The following is a 23,564-nucleotide window of genomic DNA, read 5'->3' on the forward strand; positions in this document are numbered from 1 at the left end:
AGGACGGCTCGCTGGCTGTGGCCGCATCGGTGCACCCCGCCCTCCTCCGCCGCGCCCACCGATCTCCGTCCGTCAACCGGCCCTGTGGTCTGGCAACCGCCTCAGCCGCTCGCCGCGCCACAGGGCCGGTTGACGGCCGGCGCGGGGCGCTGGGTGGGCCGGCGCAGGGGCCGGCGGGGCGGTCAGGGGGCGAGACGCTTCGCGAGGTGGTGGCCGGTGAGCGAGTCGCCGGGCGCTGCCGCGAGCGCGGCCGGTGTGCCCTCGAAGACGAGCCGGCCGCCCTGCTGCCCGGCGCCCGGCCCGAGGTCGATGAGCCAGTCGGCGCGCGCGACGACGTCGAGGTTGTGCTCGATCACGATCACCGTGCGGCCGGCGTCGACGATGCGCTCCAGCAGCCCGACGAGGTTGTCGACGTCGGCCATGTGCAGGCCGGTGGTGGGCTCGTCGAGCACGATCACGGCGGCATCGGTGCCCATCTCGATCGCGAGCTTCAGCCGCTGGCGCTCTCCGCCGGAGAGGGTCGGGAGCGTCTGACCGAGGGTGATGTAGCCGAGCCCCACGTCTTCGAGTCGACCGAGCATCGGCGCGACCTGCTTCTCGGTGAAGAACGCCGCGGCCTGCTCGACCGACATGTCGAGCACGTCGCCGATCGAAGCGCCGCGCAGTTCGTACTCCAGCACCTCGGCCGTGAACCGCCGGCCGCCGCAGAGCTCGCACGGCGTCGTGACGCCCGCCATGAAGGCGAGGTCGGAGGAGATCACGCCGAGCCCCTTGCACTCCGGGCAGGCGCCCTCGGAGTTGGCGCTGAAGAGCGCCGGCTTCACCTTGTTGGCGGTGGCGAACGCCTTGCGGATGGGCTCCAGGATGCCCGTGTAGGTCGCCGGGTTCGAGCGCCGAGAGCCCCGGATCTCGGTCTGGTCGACGAACGTGACTCCCTCGCGCGGCAGCGAGCCGTGGATCAGCGACGACTTGCCGGAGCCCGCGACGCCCGTCACGGCGACGAGCACGCCGGTCGGGACGTCGACGTCGATCCCCGTCAGGTTGTGCGCGCGAGCATCGCGGATGGGGATGTGCCCCGTCGGCTCGCGCACGGAGGACTTGATCGCCTGCCGATGCTCGAGGTGGTCGCCCGTGCGGGTGCCGGCGACGCGCAGCTCGTCGAAGGTGCCCTCGAACACGATCGTGCCGCCGTGCCGGCCGGCGCCGGGACCCATGTCGACGATGCGGTCGGCGATCGCCATCACCTCGGGCTTGTGCTCGACGACGAGCACGGTGTTGCCCTTGTCGCGCAGCCGCTGCAGCAGGCCGTTCATGCGCTCGACGTCGTGCGCGTGCAGGCCAGCGGTCGGCTCGTCGAACACGTAGGTGACGTCGGTGAGCGCCGAGCCCATGTGCCGCACCATCTTGGTGCGCTGCGCCTCGCCACCGGAGAGGCTGCCGGCGGGACGGTCGAGCGAGAGGTAGCCGAGCCCGATGGCGTCGAAGGTCTCGAGCAGGTCGACGAGCTTGGCCCGCAGCGGCGCGGTCGCGGCGCCGCCGGCGTCGGCCGGGATCGCGGCGACGAAGGCCGCCAGGTCGGTCAGCTGCATCGCGGTCGCCTCGGCGATCGTCGAGCCCTGCACCGTCACCTCGCGCGCCGCCGCGTTGAGCCGCGAGCCGCCGCACTCCTCGCAGTCGCCGTAGGTCGCCGCCGCCTCGACGCGGGCTCGCAGCGCCGGCTTCATCGAGTCGAGGTCCTTCACGAAGACGCTCTTCCGCAGCTTCGGGATGAGGCCCTCGTAGGTCATGTTGAACCCGGCGAAGTTGACCTTGCGCTCGTCGCCGTGGAGGAACAGGCGCAGCTCCTCGGCGCTGTAGTCGGCGACGCGCTTGTCGGGGTCGAGCTGGCCGGACTCGGCGTAGAGCTTCCAGTACCAGGAGCCGACCTGGTAGTTCGGGAAGTCGATCGCGCCCTCGTTGAGGCTCTTCTGCCGGTCGACGATCGCATCCACGTCGATCGCCGAGACCCGGCCCAGGCCCTCGCACACCATGCACATGCCGCGCGGGTCGTTGAACGAGAACAGCACCGGCGAATCGAGCCTGGGCTCGCCCACCCGCGACCACAGGATCCGCAGCATCGTGTACGCATCCGTCGCCGTGCCGACGGTCGAGCGCGAGTTGGCGCCCATCTGGTCCTGCCCGACGAGGATCGCGGCGGTGAGGCCCTCGAGGCTGTCGGCGTCGGGCTGGGGCGCGGGCGGCATGAAGCCCTGCACGAACGCCTCGTAGGTCTCGTCGATGAGGCGCCGCGACTCGGCCGCGATCGTGCCGAACACCAGGCTCGACTTGCCGGAGCCGGAGACGCCGGTGAAGACGCTCAGCTGCCGCTTGGGGATGTCGACGTCGACACCCTGGAGGTTGTTCTCGCGCGCACCGCGCACGCTGATCTGCTCGACCACGGTTCGACGCTATCGGGCGGCGATGGCCACCGCACGGGCAGATGCGCGGCGAGCGGGGCTCGCGCGCGGCCGCCGGCGCCCCACGCGGATACGATCCCGTCGGACGGTGCCCCGCCGTCGCGGCCGGCGCGCACCCCGGCATCCCCCTGCACCGAAGGGCCCCATGTTCACCTGGCGCACCCGCGACGACGCGACCCTGTCCGCGACCGACATCGTCTACCCCGAGGAGCGCCTTGGCTGGGGGCGCACGATCGGCCTCGGCATGCAGCACGTGGTCGCCATGTTCGGCGCCACCTTCCTGGTGCCGATCATCACCGGCTTCCCGCCGTCGACGACGCTGCTCTTCTCGGGCATCGGCACGATCCTCTTCCTGCTGATCACGAAGAACCAGCTGCCCAGCTACCTCGGCTCGTCGTTCGCGTTCATCGCGCCGGTCGGCGCCGCGACCGCGATGGGCGGGCACGGCTTCGCCCTCGCCGGCATCGTGCTGGTCGGCCTGCTGCTCGCGCTGGTCGGCGTCATCGTGCACTTCTCGGGGACGCGATGGCTGGGCGCCGTCATGCCGCCGGTCGTCTCCGGCACGATCGTGGCGCTCATCGGCTTCAACCTGGCGCCTGCGGCGCGCGACAACTTCGCCCAGGACCCGCTGCTGTCGGTCATCACGCTCGGCGCCGTCATCCTCACGGCGGTGCTCTTCCGCGGGCTCGTCGGCCGCCTCGCCATCCTGGTCGGCGTCGTCGTCGGCTACGCGGTCGCCGCAGCGACGGGCTCGATCGACTGGCAGCCGGTCGCCGACGCCGCATGGATCGGCCTGCCGGAGTTCACGACGCCCTCGCTCGACCCGGCGCTGCTGCCCGCCCTGCTGATGTTCGTGCCCGTCGTGCTCCCGCTCATCGCCGAGAACCTGGGCCACGTGAAGGGCGTCGGCGCGCTGCTGCGGCGCGACCTCGATCCGCTCGCCGGCCGCACGCTCTTCTCCGACGGCATCGCCACCACGATCGCCGGGCTCTTCGGCGGCTCGGCCACGACCACCTACGGCGAGAACATCGGCGTCATGAGCGCCACGCGCGTCTTCTCGACCGCCGCGTACTGGGTGGCGGCGTTCACCGCGATCCTGCTGGGCCTGAGCCCGAAGATCGGCGCGATCATCTTCGCCGTGCCCGCCGGCGTGCTCGGCGGCGTCACCACGGCGCTCTACGGACTCATCGGCATCATCGGCGTGCGCATCTGGATCGAGAACCAGGTCGACTTCTCGAAGCCGCGCAACCAGTTCGCCGCCGGCGTCGGCCTCATCGTCGCAATCGCGAACTTCACACTCAGCACCGGCACGCTGCTGTTCGAGGGCATCGTGCTCGGCACAGTCGCGACGCTCGTGATCTACCACCTGATGGCGGGCCTCGAGCGGCTGCGCGGCAGCGAGCCGATGGCACGGGCCGACCACGCGCCGCCTGCCACCGACCCCGCCGACTAGCCCTCCGCGTCCGCCGGCTACGTCGCGGACCTGAATTCGGCGCGTGGACCCGAGATCTCGGGTCCCGCAGCCGGAACGGGGTCCGCGAAGGAACGGACGCGACGTGACGCGCGCACCCTGTCGCGCAGCGCATCCGCGTGCCATGGTGGCCGCATGGGATCGGTTGCGGAGAACATCGTCCAGACCCTGGTCGCGAACGGCGTGCAGCGCGTCTACGGGCTGCCCGGTGACTCGCTCAACGCCTTCACCGAGGCGATCCGCGTCGAGGATCGGCTCGACTGGGTGCACGTGCGCCACGAGGAGACCGCCGCCTTCGCCGCCGGCGCCGAAGCCGAGATGACCGGCGAGCTGACGGTGTGCGCGGGCAGCTGCGGGCCCGGCAACCTGCACCTCATCAACGGCCTCTTCGACGCCAACCGCAACCGGGTGCCGATGCTCGCGATCGCCGCGCACATCCCCACGGTCGAGATCGGCACGAACTACTTCCAGGAGACGCACCCGCAGGAGCTCTTCCGCGAGTGCTCCGTCTACGTCGAGTACGTGGCGAGCCCCGAGCAGATGCCGCGGCTGCTCGAGATCGCGATGCGCACCGCGATCGAGCAGCGCGGCGTCGCCGTGCTCGTGATTCCCGGGGATGTGGCCTCTGCCGCCCTCGAGGACGACCGGCACACGCTCATCCGCCGCACGCGCTCCGCCACCGTGCCGGTCGACGAGCAGCTGCGCGAAGCCGCCGAGCTGCTCAACGGCGCCAAGACCGTGACGATCCTCGGCGGCGCCGGCACGGCAGGTGCGCATGCCGAGGTGCTCGCGGTCGCGGAGCGGCTGGGCGCCCCGACCGTGCACGCGATGCGCGGCAAGGAGCACCTGGAGCACGACAACCCGTTCGACGTCGGCATGACGGGGCTGCTCGGCTTCGCGAGCGGCTACCGGGCGATGAGCAACGCGGATGCGGTGCTGCTGCTGGGCACCGACTTCCCCTACCCGCAGTTCTATCCGGACGACGCGCGCTTCGTGCAGGTCGACATCCGCGGCGAGCAGATCGGCAGGCGGCATCCCATCGACGTGGCGCTCGTCGGCGGGGTGCAGGAGACCTGCGCTGCCCTGCTGCCGCTGCTCGACCAGAAGGGCGACCGACACCTGCGGGACGCGCAGAAGCACTACGCCAAGACGCGCGAGCAGCTGGATGATCTCGCGACACCGGCTCGCAAGGGCCGCCCCGTGCACCCGCAGTACCTCGCTCGCCGCATCAGCGAGCTCGCCGCCGACGACGCGGTCTTCATTCCCGACGTCGGCTCGCCGGTCGTCTACGCATCCCGCTACCTGACCATGAACGGCAGGCGACGCCTGCTCGGGTCGTTCAGTCACGGCTCGATGGCCAATGCCGTCCCGCAGGCGATCGGCGTGCTGGCGCAGGACCGCACGCGCCAGACCGTGACGCTCTCGGGCGACGGCGGGCTCGCGATGCTCCTGGGCGATCTGCTCACGCTGACGCAGAACGACCTGCCCGCCAAGGTCGTGGTCTTCAACAACGCATCGCTGAACTTCGTCGACCTGGAGATGAAGGCCGCCGGACTCGTGCCGTTCGCGACCGATCTCGAGAACCCGAGCTTCGCGGCGGTGGCGGAGGCGATGGGCATGAAGGGCATCCGGGTCGAGAGCTCGGCCGACGTCGACGCCGCGCTCACCGAGGCGTTCGCGCACGACGGTCCGGCGCTCGTCGATGTGCTGTGCGACGCGCAGGAGCTCACCATCCCGCCAGCGATCGCCTTCGAGCAGGCGAAGGGCTTCGCGCTCTACGCGATCCGCACCGTGCTCTCGGGCCGGGGCGACGAGCTGCTCGACCTCGCGCGCACCAACTGGCGACAGCTCTTCTGACCGGGCGGATGGGCGCATGAGCACGCTGGGTGCCGCATGAGCGGGCATGCGGGCTCGCTGCCGAGCCCTCGGCGGGTGCAGGGCATCTACTACGTGCTGGTGCTCGGCAACACGCTCGCAGCGTCGTTCATCTGGGGCATCAACACGCTGTTCCTGCTCGACGCAGGACTCACGAACCTCGAGGCGTTCGCGGCTAACGCCTTCTACACGGTGGGCGTGCTCCTGTTCGAGATCCCCACCGGGGTGGTCGCCGACACGCTCGGCAGGCGCTGGTCGTACGTGCTGGGTTGCGCGACGCTCGCCGTCACGACCGGGCTCTACTGGCTCATGTGGGTCTGGGAAGCACCGTTCTGGGGGTGGGCGCTCGCCTCGATGCTGCTGGGGCTCGGCTTCACCTTCTTCACCGGGGCGGTGGATGCGTGGCTCGTGGATGCGCTGCATGCGACGGGCTACGAGGGATCGCTGGAGCGAGTGTTCGGCCGCTCCGTGATCGTCAGCGGTGGCGCGATGCTGGTGGGGTCGGTGCTGGGAGGCGTCGTCGCACAGCTGACCGACCTGGGCGTGCCCTTCCTGCTGCGCGCCGGCGTGCTCGTGGTGATGGTCGTCGTCGCCGGCGTGCTCATGCGCGACCTCGGCTTCACGCCCGACCGCAGCGAGGGACCGATTGCCGCGACCCGCACGGTGCTGCGGTCGTCGCTCAAGTACGGCCTGCGCAACCCGCCCGTGCGGTGGCTGATGCTCGCCAGCCCCTTCACGGCCGGTGTCGGGTTCTACGCCTTCTACGCGCTGCAGCCCTATCTGCTCGAGCTCTGGGGCGACCCGGAGGCCTACTCGGTGGCCGGCCTCGCGGCGGCGCTGCTGTCGGGATCGGCCATGCTCGGCGGCTTCCTGGCGCCCGCGGTGCGGCGCCTGTTCCGCAAGCGCACCTCCACCATCCTGCTCTCGACCCTGACGAGCGTCGCCGTGCTGCTGGGGCTCGGGCTCGTGCAGCACTTCTGGGCGGCCGTCGCGCTCGTCGCGGTCTGGGGCGTGATGTCGTCGATCGACGATCCCGTGCACCGCGCCTACCTGAACGACATGATCCCGTCGAAGCAACGTGCGACCGTGCTCTCCTTCGACTCGCTCATGAGCTCCGGCGGCAGTGCGATCGCCCAGCCCGCGCTGGGCCGCGCCGCCGACATCGGCGGCTACGGCTTCTCGCTGCTGCTCGGCGGCATCGTGTCGGCTGCCGCGATCCCCTTCGTGCTCCTGAGCCGGGCCCAGCACGACCCCGCCGACACCGCGAGCGCCACGCTCGAGGGACCGGCGATCGACCCGGCGACCAGCGTCTGAGCGGCAAAGCCGGCATTGGGAATATGCTTTCGCGGCACACCGTTGCACCCATTGTTCAACTTTGAAACACTTGTCCGCGACGGAAGGACCCACGATGAGCAGCATGCAGTTCGGCATCTTCTCGGTGAGCGACATCACCCGGGATCCGGTGACCGGCAACACGCCCTCGGAGCACGAGCGGATCAAGGGCGTGGTGGCGATGGCCAAGAAGGCCGAAGAGGTCGGCCTGGACGTCTTCGCGCTCGGCGAGCACCACAATCCGCCGTTCTTCTCCTCCTCCCCCACCACCACGCTCGGCTACATCGCCGCGCAGACCGAGCGGCTGCTGCTGTCGACCGCGACGACCCTCATCACCACGAACGACCCGGTGAAGATCGCCGAGGATTTCGCGATGCTGCAGCACCTCAGCGAGGGCCGCACCGACCTCACGCTCGGCCGCGGCAACACCGGCCCCGTCTACCCGTGGTTCGGCAAGGACATCCGTGACGGCATCGAGCTCGCGATCGAGAACTACGCGCTGCTGCACAAGCTGTGGCACGAGCGCGTCGTCAACTGGTCGGGCAAGCACCGCACGCCGCTCACCGGCTACACCTCGACCCCGGCCCCGCTCGACGGCGTCGCGCCATTCGTGTGGCACGGCTCGATCCGCTCCCCGCAGATCGCCGAGCAGGCCGCCTTCTACGGCGACGGCTTCTTCCACAACAACATCTTCTGGAACAAGGAGCACACCGAGCGCATGGTGCGGCTGTACCGCTCGCGCTTCGCGCACTACGGCCATGGCGAGCCCGAGCAGGCGATCGTCGGCCTCGGCGGCCAGGTCTTCATGCAGCAGACCGAGAAGGAGGCGAAGGACGCCTTCCGCCCGTACTTCGACGTCGCCCCGGTCTACGGCCACGGCCCGAGCCTGGAGGACTTCACCGAGATGACGCCGCTGACCGTCGGCACACCCGAGCAGGTCATCGAGCGCACGCTCTCCTTCCGCGACTACGCCGGCGACTACCAGCGCCAGTTGTTCCTGGTCGACCACGCGGGCCTGCCGCTCGAGGCTGCGCTGGAGCAGATCGAGATCCTCGGCACGCAGGTGGTGCCGGTGCTGCGCCGCGAGTTCGACCTGCTGCGGGAGGACGGGGTGCCGGATGCGCCGACGCACGCGTCGCGCGTTGCAGCCGCCGTCGAGGCAGCACGGGGAGTCGATGCCGCATGAGCGCCCCCCGCATCGCGATCGTCTCCGCCGGTCTGGGCGACCCGTCGACCACGAAGCTGCTCGCCGACCGGCTGCGCGACGCGACGCTCGCGGCGCTGACCGCGCACGGTCAGCACGCGGAAGCAGTCGACGTCACGCTGCGACCGCTCGCGCAGGACATCGCCAGCCAGCTGCTCACCCACAGCCCGACGGATGCGCTGGCTGCGGCCATGCGCGAGGTCGTCGACGCGGACGCGATCATCGCCGTCACGCCGACCTTCAACATGAGCTACTCGGGGCTGTTCAAGTCGTTCTTCGACCTGATCGAGGAGGGTCAGCTCGCCTCCATCCCGACCGCGCTCGGCGCCACCGGCGGCACCGCCAGGCACTCGATGGTGATGGACACCGCGATGCGGCCGATGTTCGCCTACCTGAAGGCGCAGGTCGTGCCCACAGGCGTGTTCGCTGCAGCGGAGGACTGGGGAAGCGGCTCCGGCCTCGACCGCCGGATCGAGCGCGAGGGTCGCGAACTGGCCGACCTGCTGGTCGCGATGCCGCGCAGGCGCGAGGCCGACCCCTTCGACGCCTCGAGCGACGCCTTCGTCTCGTTCGAGCAGATGCTGGGGCACGCATGACGCCCGCCGATGCGCTCGCGCCGCGCGCTTGGCGGCAGTACTTCGAGGGCTCGCGCCTGCTCGAGAACGAGCTGGAGCACCGACTCAAGGCATCGTGCGGGCTCGACCTCGGCGACTTCAACGTGCTGCTCGTGCTCGCCGAGGCGCCTGATCTGCGGCTGCGCATGGGCGACCTCGCGCGCGCCCTCGCATTCGCACCCGGTCGCCTCACCTATCGCGTCGGGGCGCTCGAGCGCGACGGACTGGTCGTGCGCGAGCCGAGCGTCGCCGACGGGCGCGGCACTGACGCCGTGCTCACCGACGCCGGCCGCACGCGCCTACGCAAGGTGCGGCCCGTGCACGCGAGGCACGTGGAGGAGCTCTTCCTCGGTGGCCTCGACGACGAGGCGCTCGAGGTGCTCTTGCGCGTCTTCGGCCCGGTGCGCGCGCGCCTGCTGGAGCGCCGAGGCGACGACGGGCCCCGGCAGGGAGCCTGAACCGATCGACCCAACGATTCCGCGGCGCGAGCGGCGCGGATTGGCACGGTGACCACGGGGAATTGGCCCCTTCCCTGCGCGAAGAACGCTCCTAGCATGGACGCAGGGGATCGATCGCGTTCATGGCGCCCCATCACCACGCCGGGTGAGGTCCCGTAACCGTCGGTGAGGAGACCACCATGCACGAGCACCTCGAGATCTGCATCGACAAGCAGCTGCCGGTGACCGACCTCATCGAGTCATCGGAGCGGGCGGTCGAGGAGGCGCCGGAGAATGTGCCGGCGCAGACGCCGCGCCCGACGCTGCCAGGAGTGCAGGACAACGGCCCCCTGGAGCTCGCGATACTCACCGGCAAGAAGTGGGCGACCGGTCGCACGATCGCCATCGGGTTCCTCGGCGGCTCCGCGTCGCTGCGCAGCAAGGTCGAGGCGGTCGCCAAGCGGTGGGAGGACCACGCGAACCTCACCCTCGACTTCGGCAGCCACGCGAACCCGGAGATCCGCATCGACTTCACACCCGGTGGTTCGTGGTCGTACCTCGGCACCGATGCCCTGAGCATCCCGCAAGCGGACGCGACGATGAACTACGGGTGGCTCACCGACGCGAGCACGGATGACGAGATCAGCCGCGTCGTGCTGCACGAGTTCGGGCACGCGCTGTCGGCGATCCACGAGCATCAGAACCCGGTGGCCGACATCCCCTGGGACAAGCCCGCCGTCTACGCGTACTACGGCGGACCGCCGAACAACTGGACGCGGGATGTCGTGGATCGCAACATCTTCCAGCGGTACTCGTCGACGGTGACGAACCACTCCAGCTTCGACCGCGATTCGATCATGCTGTACGCGATCCCGAATCAATTGACGACCGGCGACTACGAGGTCGGATGGAACCGCGCCCTGTCTCCCACCGACAAGGCGTTCATGGCGACCATCTATCCGCGCACGGCACCGAGCGCGGTCGAGCTCACGGTCGCCCCGCCATACACGCAGGCGACGATCGGCGCCCCCGCCGAGCAGGATCTGTTCGGCTTCGCCGTGGTCGACAGCGGGCAGTACCGCGTCGAGACCTTCGGGACGACCGACGTGGTCATGACCCTCCTCGGGCCCGACAGCCTCACCACCACCGTCGCGCAGGACGACGACGGGGGCGAGGGCCGCAACGCTCGGATCACCGCGCAGCTCACCCCCGGCCGCTATCACGCTCGCGTGCGGCACTACAGGGCAACCGGCTCCGGAACCTACGAGATAGGGGTGCGCCGACTCGGCTGACTGATTCGAGAGCGGCAACTTTGCTGAACCCTCCGGCGAGTCCCCGCGCACTGCTGAGACACTGGAACCATGGTGGAGCAGCGGCTGCTGGAGAGGGCGATCGGCGAATCCGGTCGCCTGGTCTCAGCCGAGCCCTTCGGCGCGGGCCGCATCGCGCGCTTCCACGTCGACCGGAGCGGAGAGGCCGGCGACTGGTTCGTCGACACCTCGCTGCAGCCGGTCCCGGCGGAGACGGGCTTCGTGATCCGCGACCGCGCGGGAGCCGTCGTGGCCCGCATCTGGAAGCATCCGCTCGATCCACGCCTGCCGGCACTGCGCACCGCCACCGACCCCGAGCGCCTCCGCCGCATCGCCAGCGCCGCCGGCTCCAGCGGCGCCATCGAGGCGCGCGTGCTCGCCTACCGGCCGGGCCGTCGCGCCGTCGTGCGACTGACGCAGCACGGCGTGCACCTGTTCGTGAAGGTCGTGCGCCCCGGCGAGGCCGAGGATCTCGCCGCGATCCACGAGGCGTGCAGAGCGGCAGGCGTGCCAGCGCCGGAGGTCGTGCACTGGTCGCGCGCGGGCGTGGTCGTGGTGCGCGACGCCGTCGGCACGCCGGGCCCCGTCGCCGCCACGCACATGACCGCCGATGCCGTGCTCGACGCCGTCGAGACCCTGCGCGAGCACTTCAAGCGGGTGCAGACCCGTCGCATCGCGCGACCTTCGGTCGGCACGCGCCTCGACTGGCACATCGACAGGATCGCGTCGGCGCTGCCCGACCGCAGCGACGAGCTGCGCAGGCTGCGCGCCGAGCTCGTGCCGCAGCTCAAGCGCCAGGGCGCGGCCGAGGTGATCCACGGCGATCTGCACATCGGCCAGCTGTTCTGCTCGGACGGCGCCGTCTCCTCGGTCATCGACATCGACACCGCCGGCCTCGGCGATCCCTGCGACGACACTGCGGCCTTCATCGGCCACGCGACCGCGAGCGCCGTGCGCAACGAGGTCGCCGGCCGCAGCCGCGACGCGGAGGTGCTGCACACGCTCGCCGAGACGGCAGCCGATCGCTGGCTGTCGGAGCCGCGCACCGCGGCGCTCACCTCGTTGCACCTGATCGGCCACGCCATCCGTGCCGCCGAGCACAGCCGCGAGGCCGCCCACCTGATGCTCGACGAGGCGCTCGACCTCCAGCGCATCCCTCGCTCGCGCTGACGGTCCCCTCGCCGACTGGATTCCCGGCGAACGCACGGCGAAGGGCAAAGTCGTGAGATAGACTAATGACATGCCTACCATCGCACTTGCGGACGATCTCCGCGTCGCGCTCGTGCGCCTCGGCCGCCGCATGCGCCGGGAGCGCTTCGATCAGGCCCTCGCGCCGCACCACCTCTCGGCGCTCGGCGCCATCCAGCAGCTCGAAGAGCCCACACTGGCGCGCATCGCCGCGTGCGAGGGCGTGAAGCCGCCGAGCATGGTGAAGACCCTGCAGTACCTCGAGGACCTCGACTACATCGAGCGCAGCGCCCACCCCAGCGACGGGCGCATGCTCGTGCTGCGCATCAGCGAGAGCGGCGAGCGGAAGCTCGCCGCCATGCGAGAGCACCGCAACCGCGCGCTCGCCGAGACCATCGCGACGATGACCGCCGAGGAGCAGCGCACGCTCGCGGCCGCCATCCCATTGCTGGAGAGGCTGGCCGAACCGTGATGTTCCGGTCCTTGCGGCTGTTCAACTACCGCACCTGGTTCGTCGGCGCCCTGATCTCCAACATCGGCGCGTGGATGCAGTCGACCGCGCTGTCGTGGACGGTGCTCACGGTGCTCACCGCGAACGACGCGACGGCGGTCGGGCTCAACATGGCGCTGCAGTTCGGCCCCCAGCTGCTGCTCGTGCCGATCTCCGGCCTGATCGCCGACAAGTACGACCGGCGCAAGGTGCTCCTCGTGACGCAGTCGGCCATGGGTGTGCTGGCACTCGTCCTCGGCATCGTCGTGACGACCGGCGTCGTCGAGCTCTGGCATGTGCAGGTCTTCGCGCTGATGTTCGGCGTCGTGCAGGCGTTCGACATGCCCGCCCGCCAGGCGTTCGTCTCCGAGCTGGTCGGGCAGACCGACATCGCCAACGCGGTCGCGCTGAACTCGGCCTCGTTCCATGGCGCCCGGCTGATCGGGCCCGCCGTCGCCGGCCTGCTCATCGCGCTCGTCGCGCCCGGCCCCGTCTTCCTCATCAACGCGGTCACGTTCATCGCCATGCTCGTCGCGCTCATGCGCATCCGCACCGGTGAGCTGCAGCCGACGCCGCGCGGCGCGAAGGGCCTGGGCGACATCGTCGAGGGCTTCCGCTACGTGCGGAAGCGCAAGGACCTGCTCATCATCTTCGTGATGGCGTTCATCCTCGGCACGTTCGGCCTGAACTTCCCCATCTACATCTCCACCATGACGTCGATCGAGTTCGGCGCCCAGGCCGACACCTTCGGCATCCTCTCCAGCGCGATGGCCATCGGATCTGTCACCGGCGCGCTGCTCTCGGCGCGATCGGCGCGGCCGCGCTGGACCTCGATCGTCGGCGGCATCGGCATGTTCGCCATCGCCTGCACGCTCGCGGCATGGTCGCCCACCATCGTGCTGTTCGCGGTCGCGCTCGCCGTCGCGGGCTTCACCGCGCAGCTGTTCATGACGAACGCCAACTCGATGGTGCAGCTCACCTCCGCGCCCGAGGTGCGCGGCCGCGTGATGGCGCTCTACGGCGCGGTCTTCATGGGTGGCACGCCCGTCGGTGCGCCGATCGTCGGCTGGGTGGCGGATCTCTTCGGGCCGCGGATGGGCATCATGGTCGCCTCGATCACCTGCCTGACGGCGTTCATCGTCGGCGCGATCTTCTGGGTGCGGGTGCGCCGCGACGACCGCATGAGCCGCACGGGCACCCTGACCTTGCCTCCGGCCTCGGAGTCCATCAACATCGTCCGATAGCGTCGGCGACACCCGTCGGTGCAGAGCAGGAGCAGCATGCGACCGACCGAATCCGTCTGGGACTACCCCCGGCCGCCACGCGTCGAACCGACCGACGAGCACGTGCGCGTCACCCTCGGCGGTGTGGTGATCGCCGAGACGCGCGCTGCGTTGCGCGTGCTCGAGACAAGCCATCCGCCCACCTACTACCTGCCGCGCGAGGCCTTCATCGAGGGCGCGCTCGCCGCCGCGCCCGGCGCGAGCATGTGCGAGTGGAAGGGCGCCGCCAGCTACCTGACGGTGACGGGCGGCGACCGCGCCGAGCAGGCCGCCGGCTGGCACTACCCGACGCCGCAGCCCGGGTTCGAATCGCTGCGCGACCACGTCGCGCTCTACCCCGCGCGCATGGATCGCATCGAGGTCGACGGCGAGGTCGTGCAGGCGCAGGAGGGTGACTTCTATGGCGGCTGGATCACGTCGCGCGTGGTCGGCCCGTTCAAGGGCGCGCCCGGCACGCGCGGCTGGTAGCTGACTACTCCTTGTGGCCCAGCTTGATCGCCTCCACGACCAGGCGCACGATCAGCAGCAGCAGGAACGCGCCGAAGATGATCGACGCGGTGCGGGGGTCGAGCGCGATCGCTGCCGCAGCGCCGAGCGCGGTGGTGACGCTCGCGGCGACGCCGACGATCGCGGCACCGAGCAGGTCGACGTTCTTGCGCCGCAGGTTGCCGATCGTGCCTGAGATCGCGGTGGGGATCATCATCGCGAGCGAGGTGCCCTTCGCGACCACATCGCTCTGGCCGAACAGCAGGATGAGCATCGGCACGATCACGATGCCACCGCCGACGCCGAGGATGCCGGAGAGCACCCCGGTGATGAAGCCCAGCAGGATGAGCCCGATGATCGGCAGCACGTCGAGCGCGATCGAGCCGTCGCGCGAGGGCACGACGAAGAACAGGCTGACCGCGACCACGACCAGGAACGCGATGAACGCCCATCGAATCGCCATCACGGGCAGTCGGTGCAGCAGGTGGGCGCCGATCTGAGCGCCGATGACGGAGCCGATGACGAGGATCAGGGCAACGAGCCAGTCGACGTTGCCGACCGCCGCATAGCTCGCGACGCCCACGAGCGCCGAGGGCACGATGGCACCCAGCGAGGTGCCGGCGGCGAGCCTGCGGGGGAACTTCGCGAGCATCACCAGCAGCGGCACGATGACGATGCCGCCGCCGATGCCGAACATGCCCGACAGGAAGCCGGAGATGAGCCCGATCAGCACTAGGGCCCAGATCGGTCTGCGGTGGTCGGTCGCTGCGTGCTCAGTCACCCGTCCATCCTGCCGTGCCGCAGGGCATCCGCCTGACACGCGCCGCGGGCCGCGCTATCGGCCAGAAACGGTGCCGAAGCGACTCGCGATGGGCGTGAGCAGCGTGGGCCGGGCGGCGACCAGCGCGCCCGCGACCACGAGCATCGAGCCGGCGAAGAACGCGAAGCCGAGCCAATCATCCGAGGGACGCGCGGCGAACATGTGGTTGAGGTTCCGCAGCGCGCCGGTGGTGAACACCAGCAGCACGTGCACGATGGTGAACGCGACGAAGTAGAGCATCGTCGGGAAGTGGATGGCACGCGCCCACTCGACGGGGTAGGCGCGATTGAGCCGGTCGTTGTCCTTCGGCCACCAGGTGCTCATACGCACGCCGGTCGCGATCGCGAGCGGCGCGGCGATGAAGACGGTGGCGAAGTAGGCGAGTTGCTGGAGCGAGTTGTAGTTGACCCATCCGTCCTCGAGCGGCCACTCGAGCGTCGCGTACTGCAGCGCCGCCGAGATCGCGTGCGGGAACACCTCCCAGCTGGTGGGCACGATGCGCATCCACTGGCCGGTCGCGAACAGCAGCACGAGGAAGACCAGGCCGTTGACGACCCAGAGGATGTCGACGCTCGTGTGCAGCCAGACGGTGAGCGAGACCTTGGCGCCGGTGCGCTTCGAGGTGAAGTAGGCCGGTGGCTTGCGCTCGCCCCGCACCTGCAGACCGGAGCGGATGATGAGGGCGAGCAGCAGGAAGTTGAAGAAGTGCGCCCAGTTGAGCCACGCGGGCAGGCCGATGGGGGCGCCCTCGGGCAACTCGTAGGTGCCGGGGTATCGGGCGATGAACGCGGCGACCGGCTCGAGGCCGGCGAGCCAGCGGGCGATCGCGACGATGATCGTGGCCGCGCCGATGACGGCGAGGGTGAGGAGGACTCCCGTGAACGCCCACTGCTTGCGCGTCACCGGGCGGAGGCTGGGCTCGGCCGCCGGCGCCGCCTGCGCGGCGGGCGCCTGCGCAGCGGCCCGCGCGGGAGCCGGCTGCGCGGCAGCGGCCGGCGCGGCAGCGGCCGGCGCGGAAGCCGGCTGCGCGGGAGCGGTACCAATGTGTCGCTCAGGGGTGGGGTCAGGCGACGTTTCCGTACCGGAACCCGTCGCGCTCGCGCCGCGTGGGGCGCCAGCGGCGGGAGCGGTACCAATCTGTCGCTCGGGGGTGGGGTCAGGCGACGTTTCGGTACCGGAACCCGGCGCCGCGTGTGCCGAGGCGGGGGGCGTAACGGCGGACGGTGGTGCCGTCGCGGCGGCGGCCGGCGCGACCGCTGGCGCGGTGGCGGGCCACGGATCGCCGCCTGCGACGCGGGGCAGGCCGCGCCGGAACGGTGTCTCCGCACCAGCGGCGGCAGCGGCGGCACCGGCAGCGGGCGCTGGCTGCGGCTCGGGCGGCGGTGCCTGCTGCGACTCCTGCGGCTCCTGCCGCGGCGCCTCGGGCTCGACGTCGGCGGACTCCGTGCCCGACCGTGGAGCAATGTCCGCCGGCGCGGCGGCGGGGACTGGCGCGGGTGCGGGCGCGGCTGACGACACAGCTGGCGACGCGGCGGACGGCCAGGGCTCGCCGCCGGGCGTTCGCGGCAGTCCACGACGGATGGTGACTGCTCTCGCCGCTGGCTGCGAGGCCTCGCGCTCGGGTGCAGCGGTGCGGTCGTCGGATGCGGTGGCGCTCCGCGACCCGGCGGCGGCGGCTTCGGGCGCGGTCGCCTCAGCGGATGCGGGACCAGCCGCAGGCAGGCCGGTCGCCGCAGCATCGGCTGCTGGCGCGACGGGCGCGGCCGGCTCGGACGCCCGGGCAACGGGCGCGGCCGGCTCGGACGCAGGGGCAACGGGCGCGGCGGGCTCGGCCGGCGGCGTGACAGGCGCGGGCGCGGCGGGCTCGGCCGGCGGCGTGACAGGCGCGGGCGCGGCCGGCTCGGCCGGCGGCGCAACCGGCGCCGCTTCGGCAGCCGCGGCCACGTCGGGCGCACCGGCGGGCACGGCCGCGACGGGCGGCCACGGCTCGCCGCCGGGCGTGCGCGGCAGCCCGCGGCGAACTGCCCGCGGCTCCCCCTGCATCGCGCCGGTCGTCATCGCTAGCCCTTCCGCGACTCGAGCGCCGCGATCAGCTGCGGCACGATCGTGAAGAGGTCGCCGACGACGCCGAGGTCGGCGACCTCGAAGATGGGTGCGCCGGGGTCCTTGTCGATCGCGATGATCGTCTTCGCCGTCTGCATGCCAGCGCGGTGCTGGATCGCACCGGAGATGCCGACCGCGATGTAGAGATCGGGTGCGACCGAGGTGCCGGTCTGCCCGACCTGCAGCGACTGGTCGGCGTAGCCGGCATCCACCGCCGCGCGCGATGCGCCGACGGCGGCACCCAGCGCATCCGCGAGCTGCTCGACGAGCGCGAACTGCTCCTTCGAGCCCAACGCCCGACCGCCGGAGACGACCTTCTTCGCCGCGCGCAGGTCGGGCCGGGTCGAGGTCTGCTCCTCCGGCTCGAATCCCTCGACGGCAGCCGCCGGGCGTCCAGTGGCCTCGACCTGCAGCGCGCTCAGCTCGGGTGTCGCCGCATCTGCGCGGTGGTCGACCGAGCCGAGCCGCAGCGTCACGATCAGGGGGCCGTAGGTCGACGCCGCGGTCACGTCGTAGGCGCCGCCGTAGACCGAGTGCCGGGCGACGATGCCCTCGTCGTCGCGCTCGACGCCGACCACGTCGACCGAGAGCGGGGCGCGCAGTCGCGCGGCGACGCGGCCAGCCGCATCCGTGCCCTCGATCGAGTGCGGCACGAGCACGGCCTCTGGCGAGACCTGAACGACGGCGGCTGCGAGCGCATCGGCGACGGGTGCGCCGAGCTGCGCGGAGTCGACGGCGGCGGTGAGCACCTGTGCGGCACCGAGCGATGCGGCGGCCTCGGCAAGCTGCGGCAGCGCAGCCTCTGGGCCGACCACGACGGCGACCGGCGTGCCGAGCTGGGCTGCGGCGCCGAGCACCTCGGCGGCGCCGTCGGCGAGCGCGACCTCGTCGCCGGGAGCGGCGAGGAGCAGGGTCAGGATGTTGGTCATGTCAGGCTCCTCAGGCCAGCCGGCGGTCGGCGAGGAAGGCGGCGATGCGCTCCCCGGCGTCTCCGTCGTCGGTGATGATCTCGCCGGCTTCGCGCGGCGGTCGCTGCGTGGCGGCGACCATGATCGAACGGGGCGCGGCGGTCTCGTCGATCTCGACCCCCAGGTCGTCGAGCGAGAGCACCTCGAACGGCTTCTTCTTCGCGCCCATGATGCCCTTGAGCGCGGGGAAGCGCGGGTCGGGCATGCGCTCGGTGACCGAGACGACCGCGGGCAGCGGCGCGGTGACCGTCATCGCGCCGCCGTCGGTGGCGCGCGTGCCACGCACGGCATCCGCCGTGATCTCGATCGTCTCGAGCCGGGTGATCGCGGGCAGTTCGAGCAGCTCGGCCAGCATCGACGGCATCACGCTGCCGTTGCCGTCGGTGGAGCCGTTGCCGGTCATGATGAGGTCGAAGCCGGTGTGCTTGAGGGCTGCGGCGAGCACCTCGGCCGTGCGGCCCAGGTCGGCGCCGGCGAGCCGCTCGTCGGCGACCTGCACGGCCGCGGATGCGCCCATCGCGAGCGCCTTCCGCAGCGTCGTCTGCGACTCGGTCGGCGCCATCGAGAGCACGACGACCTCTGCGTCGCCCGCGGACTCCGCGTGCCGGATCGCGGTCTCGACCGCGCGCTCAGTGATCTCATCGAGCACGGTCTCGCTGGCCGCGCGGTCCGCGAGCCCCGTCTCGAGGCTCAGGACTCGCTCGCCGTAGGTGTCGGGCACGGGCTTGACGAGCACGATGATCTTCATCGGCGGGCTCCCTTCTGGAGGAGTGGGGCGGAGGGCACAGCCCACGCTACGGTGACTCGGAGTGAGGAGGCACCCATGAGCGACAGGCCGGAGACACTCGACCCCATCGCGGAAGCGCGTCGACAGTGGCTCGACCACGGCTGGGCGGATGCGGCGCCGGGCATGACGCTCGTGACCTCCGTGAACCGCGCGCAGCAGCTGCTGGAGGCGCGGGTCGAGGCGGTGCTGCGGCCGTTCTCGCTGTCGTTCGCCCGCTTCGAGGTGCTGCGGCTGCTGGCCTTCATGCGCGAGGGGCGCATGCCCATGCAGTCGGCGGTGCGGCGGCTGCAGGTGCATCCGACGAGCGTCACGAGCACGGTCGACCGGCTGGTGCGGGACGGACTGGTGCTCCGGGAGCCGCACCCGACGGACGGGCGCGCGACGGTGCTGGCCATCACGGATGCGGGGCGCGAGCGGGTGGAGCTGGCGACGGCGGCGCTGAACGACGAGGCGTTCACGGCGACGGGGCTGGAGGATGCGGAACTCGCGGAGCTGGTGCGGATCATCGCGCTGCTGCGGAAGCGGTCGGGGGACTTCGAGGATCCGCGGCCGGCGGCGGAGCCGCTGTAGCCGGGGGCCTTGGTCTCGTGACGGCTGGCTGCGCCAGCCTCCTCGACCAGCGGGCGGGCGGCGGCGGCGCGAAGGGTCTCGTGACGCGCGCGGGCTGCGGCCGCGTGCTCCTCGACCGGCGGACGGGCGGCGCGGCGGGGGTCACGCATGGCGGAAGTTGGGCTCGCGCTTCTCACGGAAGGCCGCCATCCCCTCTTTCTGGTCGACGGTGTCGAACAGCGCCGTGAAGCGCTCGGCCTCGAGCGCGATCCCCTCCTCGAGTCCGTTCTCGAGCGCGCCGTCGAGCGCGGCCTTCGCCGCGACCAACGCCGGCAGCGACTTCGAGGCGATCGCGGTCGCCAGCTGCTCGGCCTCGGCCTGCAGCTCGGCCGCCGGCACGACCCGCGACACGATGCCGATCCGCTCGGCCTCCGCAGCGTCGATGCGGCGACCGGTGAGCACGAGCTCCGCGGCCTTGGGGTAGCCGACGATGCGCATGATGCGCTGCGTGCCACCGATGCCGGGGATCACGCCCAGCCCGATCTCGGGGAAGCCGAACTTCGCCGAGTCGGAGGCGAGGATCACGTCACACATGAGCGCCAGCTCGAACCCGCCGCCGAGCGCATAGCCCGAGACCACGGCGATCACCGGCTTCTTGACGCGCGCGAACTCCATCCAGGGCCCGAAGTGATCCGCCTCCCGCATCTCTGCGGTCGACTTCGACGCCATCTCCTTGATGTCGGCGCCTGCGGCGAAGGCCTTCTCGGAGCCGGTCACGACGATCGCGCCGATCGCGTCGTCGGCGTCGAGCGCCGTCGCGGCATCCACCAGCTCGTGCATGAGCTGCGTGTTGAGGGCGTTCAGCGCCTCCGGCCGGTCGAGCGTGATCCAGGCGACGCGGCCCTTTCGCTCGATCGTGATGGTCTCGTAGTCGGTCATGGGATCTCCTCTGCGAGTGGGGCCGGCAGCTCGAGGTCGCCCTCGGGCACCGGTGCGAAGCATCCTTCCACCATGGCCTGCGTGACCCCGGCCAGGGTCGGCGGCGTCCACCTGGGGCTGCGGTCCTTGTCGATCAGCTGCGCGCGGATGCCCTCGCTGAAGTCGGGCGCGAGCGACGTGTGCCGCGAGACGCGGTACTCCTGCACGAGCGCCTCCTCCAGCGATCCGAGCCGGCGGGCGCGACGCAGCGCAGCGAGCGTGACCGCCACCGCGAACGGCGACCGCTTCGCAATGGTCGCCGCGAGCGCCTGCCCCTCCTCACCTGCGGCGTGCAGGCGCGCGACGATCTGCTGCGCGTCGTCACCGACGAACGCGTGATCGATGAGCGCCCGCGCCTGCTCGAGCGTGCCCGCGGGCGGCTCGGCGGCGAGCTGCTCGATCGCGGCATCCGGATGCGTGGTCTCGAGCAGCCGCGCGAGCTCCGGCAGGCGCCCGGCCGGGACGTAGCGGTCGGCGAGGCCGAGCGCGATCGCGTCGGCGGCTCCGAAGTGCTCGCCGGTGAGCGCCGCGCGGGTGCCGAGCTCGCCTCGCCGCCTGGTGAGCAGCCAGGTGGCGCCGACGTCGGGCACGAAGCCGATCGTCACCTCCGGGAAGCCGATGCGGGTGGAATCGGTGACCACGCGGTGGCTCGCGTGGCCGGAGACGCCGACGCCGCCGCCCAGCACGATCCCGTGCTGCAGCGCGACGACGGGCTTCGGGAAGCGCGCGATCTGCGCGTTCAGCGCGTACTCGTCACGCCAGAAGCGCGCCGCGCCCTGCCCGCGCGTGCGGTCCACGTCATCGCGCAGCGTCACGACGTCGCCGCCGGCGCACAGCGCCCGCTCGCCCGCGCCCGTGATGAGCACACGCTCGACCGCGTCGTCGGCCGCGATGGCGCGCAGCGCATCCGCCATCTCGCGCACCATGTGGTGCGTGAGCGCGTTCAGCGCCTCCTGGCGATCGAGCGTGATGACGCCCAGCGCGCCGCGGATCTCGGTGCGGATGCTGCCCATGCTGCTCCTGCCTAGCGCTCGCCGAGCACGGCGCGGCCGACGATCATGCGCATCATCTCGTTGGTTCCTTCGAGAATGCGATGCACGCGCAGGTCGCGCACGACACGCTCGATGCCGTACTCGTGCAGGTAGCCGTAGCCGCCGTGCAGCTGCAGCGCCTGGTCGGCGACCGTGAAGCCGGTGTCGGTGGCGAAGCGCTTGGCCATCGCGCAGGCGGTGGGGGCATCGGGCGCCTTGGCGTCGAGCTTCATGGCCGCGCGCTCCAGCAGCGCTCTGGCGGCCTGCAGCTCGGTCTCCATGTCGGCGAGCTGGAAGTGCACGTGCTGGCGGGTCGAGAGCGGCTGGCCGAACGTGGCGCGCTGCTTGACGTAGTCGATGGTGCGCTCGAGCGCGAACTGCGCGCCGCCGATCGAGGCGGCGGCGATGCCGAGGCGGCCGCCGTTGAGGCCGCGCATGGCGATGCCGAAGCCCTCCCCCTCCGCGCCGAGACGGTTGGCGGCGGGCACGCGCACGCCGTCGAGGATCACGGCGCGCGTAGGCTGCGCGTGCCAGCCCATCTTCTCCTCCTGGTTGCCGAACGACAGGCCGGGCGTGCCCGCGGGCACGATGAACGCCGTCATGCCGCGCGAGCCGCGCAGCTCGGGATCGGTGCCGCCGGTGCGCGCCATCACGACGTAGACCGCAGAGGTGCCGGCGCCGGAGATGAACTGCTTCGTGCCGTGCAGCACGTAGTCGTCGCCGTCGCGCACAGCCGTCGTCGCGACCGCGGCGGCGTCGGAGCCGGCACCGGGCTCAGTGAGGCAGTAGCTCGCGAGATCGTCCATGGTGCACAGCCTCGGCAGCCACTGCTGTCGCTGCTCCTCGGTGCCCTCGGCGTCGATCATGCCGGCGACCATGTTGTGGATCGAGATGTAGGTGGCGACAGCGATGTCGCCGCGGGCGAGCTCCTCGTAGATCGCGATGGCGTCGACGCGGCTGAGGCCGGCGCCGCCGACGTCCTCGCGCACGCAGATGGCGGCGAGACCGAGCTGGCCGGCCTCCCGCAGGGTCGCGACGGGGAACTCGTGGTCGGCGTCGCGCTGGTTCGCGAAGGGGGCGAGGCGAGCATCGGCGAAGTCGCGCACCGCTTCGATCAGCGCGGCGCGATCCTCGTCGCTGGTCTGGCTCATCGTCAGCGTCACGTCGACACGACCTCCTCGTCGCAAGCAGGGATCGCCCGCTCATGCTTGTCGTCCTCGCAGTTGCATGGACGTCCACATATCTACCATCCTGGGCAGGCGGCGCGCCAGCGGCGCTGTGGCTTCTGCCAAGATGCTTGCTCGCCGCGCCTGGCACCGGTTAGCGTCCAGAGCACCGTGCTTCGGACGCGGGAAGCGACGATGCTCGCCGCGCGACGCGATCGGACGGCGGCTGCCGATGAGGGCAGCGGAAGGGTCTCCATGGACATCAAGGGGCAGGTGGCACTCGTCACCGGCGGCGCGTCGGGGCTGGGCCTCGCGACCACCGAGGCGCTGCTGGCGCAGGGCGCGCACGTCGTCGTCATCGATCTGGACGGCACACCCGCTGCCGATGCGGTGCGCTCCCGCGACGGCGTCACGTTCGTCGCCGCGGACGTGCGCGACGAGGCGCAGGTCGCCGCGGCGCTGGATGCCGCCGAGCGGGTCGGCGCGCTGCGCGTGGTGGTGAACTGCGCCGGCGTCAACGATGCGGCCAAGGTGGTCGGCAAGTCGGGCCCGTTCCCGATCGAGCGCTTCCAGCGCGTGCTCGACATCAACCTGGTCGGCACGTTCAACGTGATCCGGCTGGCGTCCGAGCGGATGGCGCGGCTGGAGCCGATCGGCGAGGAGCGCGGCGTCATCGTCTCGACCGCCTCGGTCGCGGCGTTCGACGGCCAGATCGGTCAGGCCGCCTACGCCGCCTCGAAGGCCGCGATCGTCGGCATGACGCTGCCGATCGCCCGGGAACTCGCCGATGCGCAGATCCGCGTCAACGCGATCGCGCCCGGCCTGTTCGACACCCCGCTGCTCGCGGCACTGCCGGATGAGGCGCGGGCCTCGCTCGGCGCCCAGGTGCCGCACCCCGCGCGGCTCGGCAACCCATCCGAGTTCGCGCTGCTGGTGACGCAGATCGTCGCCAACCCCATGCTCAACGGCGAGACCATCCGGCTCGACGGCGCCATCCGCATGCAAGCCCGCTAGGA

General features: G+C 71.4%; 21 protein-coding genes. 13 read left to right on the forward strand and 8 right to left on the reverse strand.

Features of this window, described 5'->3' with window-relative positions:
* Positions 1-182 precede the first annotated feature (182 nt).
* Positions 183-2,438 carry an excinuclease ABC subunit UvrA gene (locus tag ABG090_RS11505; RefSeq protein ID WP_347754645.1) on the reverse strand — a complete coding sequence of 752 codons (2,256 nt, stop codon included), beginning with the start codon at positions 2,436-2,438 and terminating at the stop codon, positions 183-185.
* A 163-nt stretch (positions 2,439-2,601) separates the two neighbouring features.
* On the opposite strand from ABG090_RS11505, the gene ABG090_RS11510 reads away from it, so the two are divergent.
* From ABG090_RS11510 to ABG090_RS11560, 11 genes are all read left to right on the forward strand, one after another.
* A complete protein-coding gene (locus ABG090_RS11510) occupies positions 2,602-3,909 on the forward strand; it encodes a solute carrier family 23 protein (RefSeq protein ID WP_347754646.1) in 1,308 nt (435 codons plus the stop codon).
* Between the two features lie 153 nt (positions 3,910-4,062).
* Positions 4,063-5,784 carry a ubiquinone-dependent pyruvate dehydrogenase gene (gene poxB / locus ABG090_RS11515; protein WP_347754648.1) on the forward strand — a complete coding sequence of 574 codons (1,722 nt, stop codon included), beginning with the start codon at positions 4,063-4,065 and terminating at the stop codon, positions 5,782-5,784.
* Positions 5,785-5,820: 36 nt separating this feature from the next.
* Positions 5,821-7,116 (forward strand): MFS transporter, encoded by a 1,296-nt coding sequence (locus ABG090_RS11520; protein ID WP_347754649.1) that lies wholly within the window; start codon positions 5,821-5,823, stop codon positions 7,114-7,116.
* Between the two features lie 103 nt (positions 7,117-7,219).
* The gene (locus ABG090_RS11525; RefSeq protein WP_347757600.1) at positions 7,220-8,320 is read left to right on the forward strand and encodes an LLM class flavin-dependent oxidoreductase; all 1,101 of its coding nucleotides are present in this window, start codon (positions 7,220-7,222) and stop codon (positions 8,318-8,320) included.
* The gene (locus ABG090_RS11530) at positions 8,317-8,934 is read left to right on the forward strand and encodes a CE1759 family FMN reductase (protein ID WP_347754651.1); all 618 of its coding nucleotides are present in this window, start codon (positions 8,317-8,319) and stop codon (positions 8,932-8,934) included. Before ABG090_RS11525 ends, ABG090_RS11530 begins: the two co-directional genes overlap by 4 nt.
* Positions 8,931-9,410 (forward strand): MarR family winged helix-turn-helix transcriptional regulator, encoded by a 480-nt coding sequence (locus ABG090_RS11535; protein WP_347754653.1) that lies wholly within the window; start codon positions 8,931-8,933, stop codon positions 9,408-9,410. The genes ABG090_RS11530 and ABG090_RS11535 overlap by 4 nt, the downstream gene beginning before the upstream one ends.
* A 179-nt stretch (positions 9,411-9,589) precedes the next feature.
* Positions 9,590-10,681, forward strand: a complete 1,092-nt coding sequence (locus ABG090_RS11540) for a peptidase (protein ID WP_347754654.1) — start codon at positions 9,590-9,592, stop codon at positions 10,679-10,681.
* Between the two features lie 69 nt (positions 10,682-10,750).
* Positions 10,751-11,869 carry a phosphotransferase gene (locus ABG090_RS11545; protein WP_347754655.1) on the forward strand — a complete coding sequence of 373 codons (1,119 nt, stop codon included), beginning with the start codon at positions 10,751-10,753 and terminating at the stop codon, positions 11,867-11,869.
* Positions 11,870-11,939: 70 nt separating this feature from the next.
* Entirely contained in the window at positions 11,940-12,359 is a 420-nt protein-coding gene (locus tag ABG090_RS11550) for a MarR family transcriptional regulator (protein ID WP_347754656.1), read from the forward strand.
* Positions 12,359-13,621 (forward strand): MFS transporter, encoded by a 1,263-nt coding sequence (locus ABG090_RS11555; protein WP_347757602.1) that lies wholly within the window; start codon positions 12,359-12,361, stop codon positions 13,619-13,621. Before ABG090_RS11550 ends, ABG090_RS11555 begins: the two co-directional genes overlap by 1 nt.
* Before the next feature lie 36 nt (positions 13,622-13,657).
* The gene (locus ABG090_RS11560; protein WP_347754657.1) at positions 13,658-14,128 is read left to right on the forward strand and encodes a DUF427 domain-containing protein; all 471 of its coding nucleotides are present in this window, start codon (positions 13,658-13,660) and stop codon (positions 14,126-14,128) included.
* Between the two features lie 4 nt (positions 14,129-14,132).
* Here the strand turns inward: ABG090_RS11560 and ABG090_RS11565 are convergent, their stop codons facing one another.
* The 4 genes from ABG090_RS11565 to ABG090_RS11580 all read right to left on the reverse strand — a co-directional run bounded on the left by ABG090_RS11565 (position 14,133) and on the right by ABG090_RS11580 (position 18,785).
* A complete protein-coding gene (locus ABG090_RS11565) occupies positions 14,133-14,927 on the reverse strand; it encodes a sulfite exporter TauE/SafE family protein (protein ID WP_347754659.1) in 795 nt (264 codons plus the stop codon).
* A gap of 54 nt (positions 14,928-14,981) precedes the next feature.
* Positions 14,982-15,869: a cytochrome b/b6 domain-containing protein gene (locus ABG090_RS11570; protein ID WP_347754660.1), complete on the reverse strand. Its 888-nt coding sequence runs from the start codon at positions 15,867-15,869 to the stop codon at positions 14,982-14,984.
* Positions 15,870-17,026: 1,157 nt separating this feature from the next.
* Complete coding sequence (locus ABG090_RS11575; protein WP_347754661.1) at positions 17,027-17,998, reverse strand: electron transfer flavoprotein subunit alpha/FixB family protein; 972 nt, start codon at positions 17,996-17,998, stop codon at positions 17,027-17,029.
* A gap of 10 nt (positions 17,999-18,008) precedes the next feature.
* On the reverse strand, positions 18,009-18,785 hold the full coding sequence (locus tag ABG090_RS11580; protein ID WP_347754662.1) for an electron transfer flavoprotein subunit beta/FixA family protein: 777 nt from the start codon (positions 18,783-18,785) through the stop codon (positions 18,009-18,011).
* Positions 18,786-18,860: 75 nt separating this feature from the next.
* Here ABG090_RS11580 and ABG090_RS11585 point away from each other — a divergent pair, with 75 nt between their 5' ends.
* Positions 18,861-19,394, forward strand: a complete 534-nt coding sequence (locus ABG090_RS11585; protein ID WP_347754664.1) for a MarR family transcriptional regulator — start codon at positions 18,861-18,863, stop codon at positions 19,392-19,394.
* A 141-nt stretch (positions 19,395-19,535) separates the two neighbouring features.
* Here ABG090_RS11585 and ABG090_RS11590 read toward each other — a convergent pair whose 3' ends face one another.
* From ABG090_RS11590 to ABG090_RS11600, 3 genes are read right to left on the reverse strand one after another with little or no spacing between them, the layout of a single operon-like run.
* Complete coding sequence (locus ABG090_RS11590) at positions 19,536-20,312, reverse strand: enoyl-CoA hydratase-related protein (RefSeq protein WP_347754665.1); 777 nt, start codon at positions 20,310-20,312, stop codon at positions 19,536-19,538.
* A complete protein-coding gene (locus ABG090_RS11595) occupies positions 20,309-21,364 on the reverse strand; it encodes a 3-hydroxyisobutyryl-CoA hydrolase (RefSeq protein ID WP_347754666.1) in 1,056 nt (351 codons plus the stop codon). Before ABG090_RS11595 ends, ABG090_RS11590 begins: the two co-directional genes overlap by 4 nt.
* A gap of 11 nt (positions 21,365-21,375) precedes the next feature.
* A complete protein-coding gene (locus tag ABG090_RS11600; RefSeq protein ID WP_347757604.1) occupies positions 21,376-22,533 on the reverse strand; it encodes an acyl-CoA dehydrogenase family protein in 1,158 nt (385 codons plus the stop codon).
* A gap of 270 nt (positions 22,534-22,803) precedes the next feature.
* Between ABG090_RS11600 and ABG090_RS11605 the strand changes: the two genes are divergently transcribed.
* Positions 22,804-23,562, forward strand: a complete 759-nt coding sequence (locus ABG090_RS11605) for an SDR family NAD(P)-dependent oxidoreductase (protein WP_347754667.1) — start codon at positions 22,804-22,806, stop codon at positions 23,560-23,562.
* Positions 23,563-23,564 lie beyond the last annotated feature (2 nt).

This window comes from Agrococcus sp. ProA11 (genome assembly GCF_039880525.1).
Classification (GTDB): domain Bacteria; phylum Actinomycetota; class Actinomycetes; order Actinomycetales; family Microbacteriaceae; genus Agrococcus; species Agrococcus chionoecetis.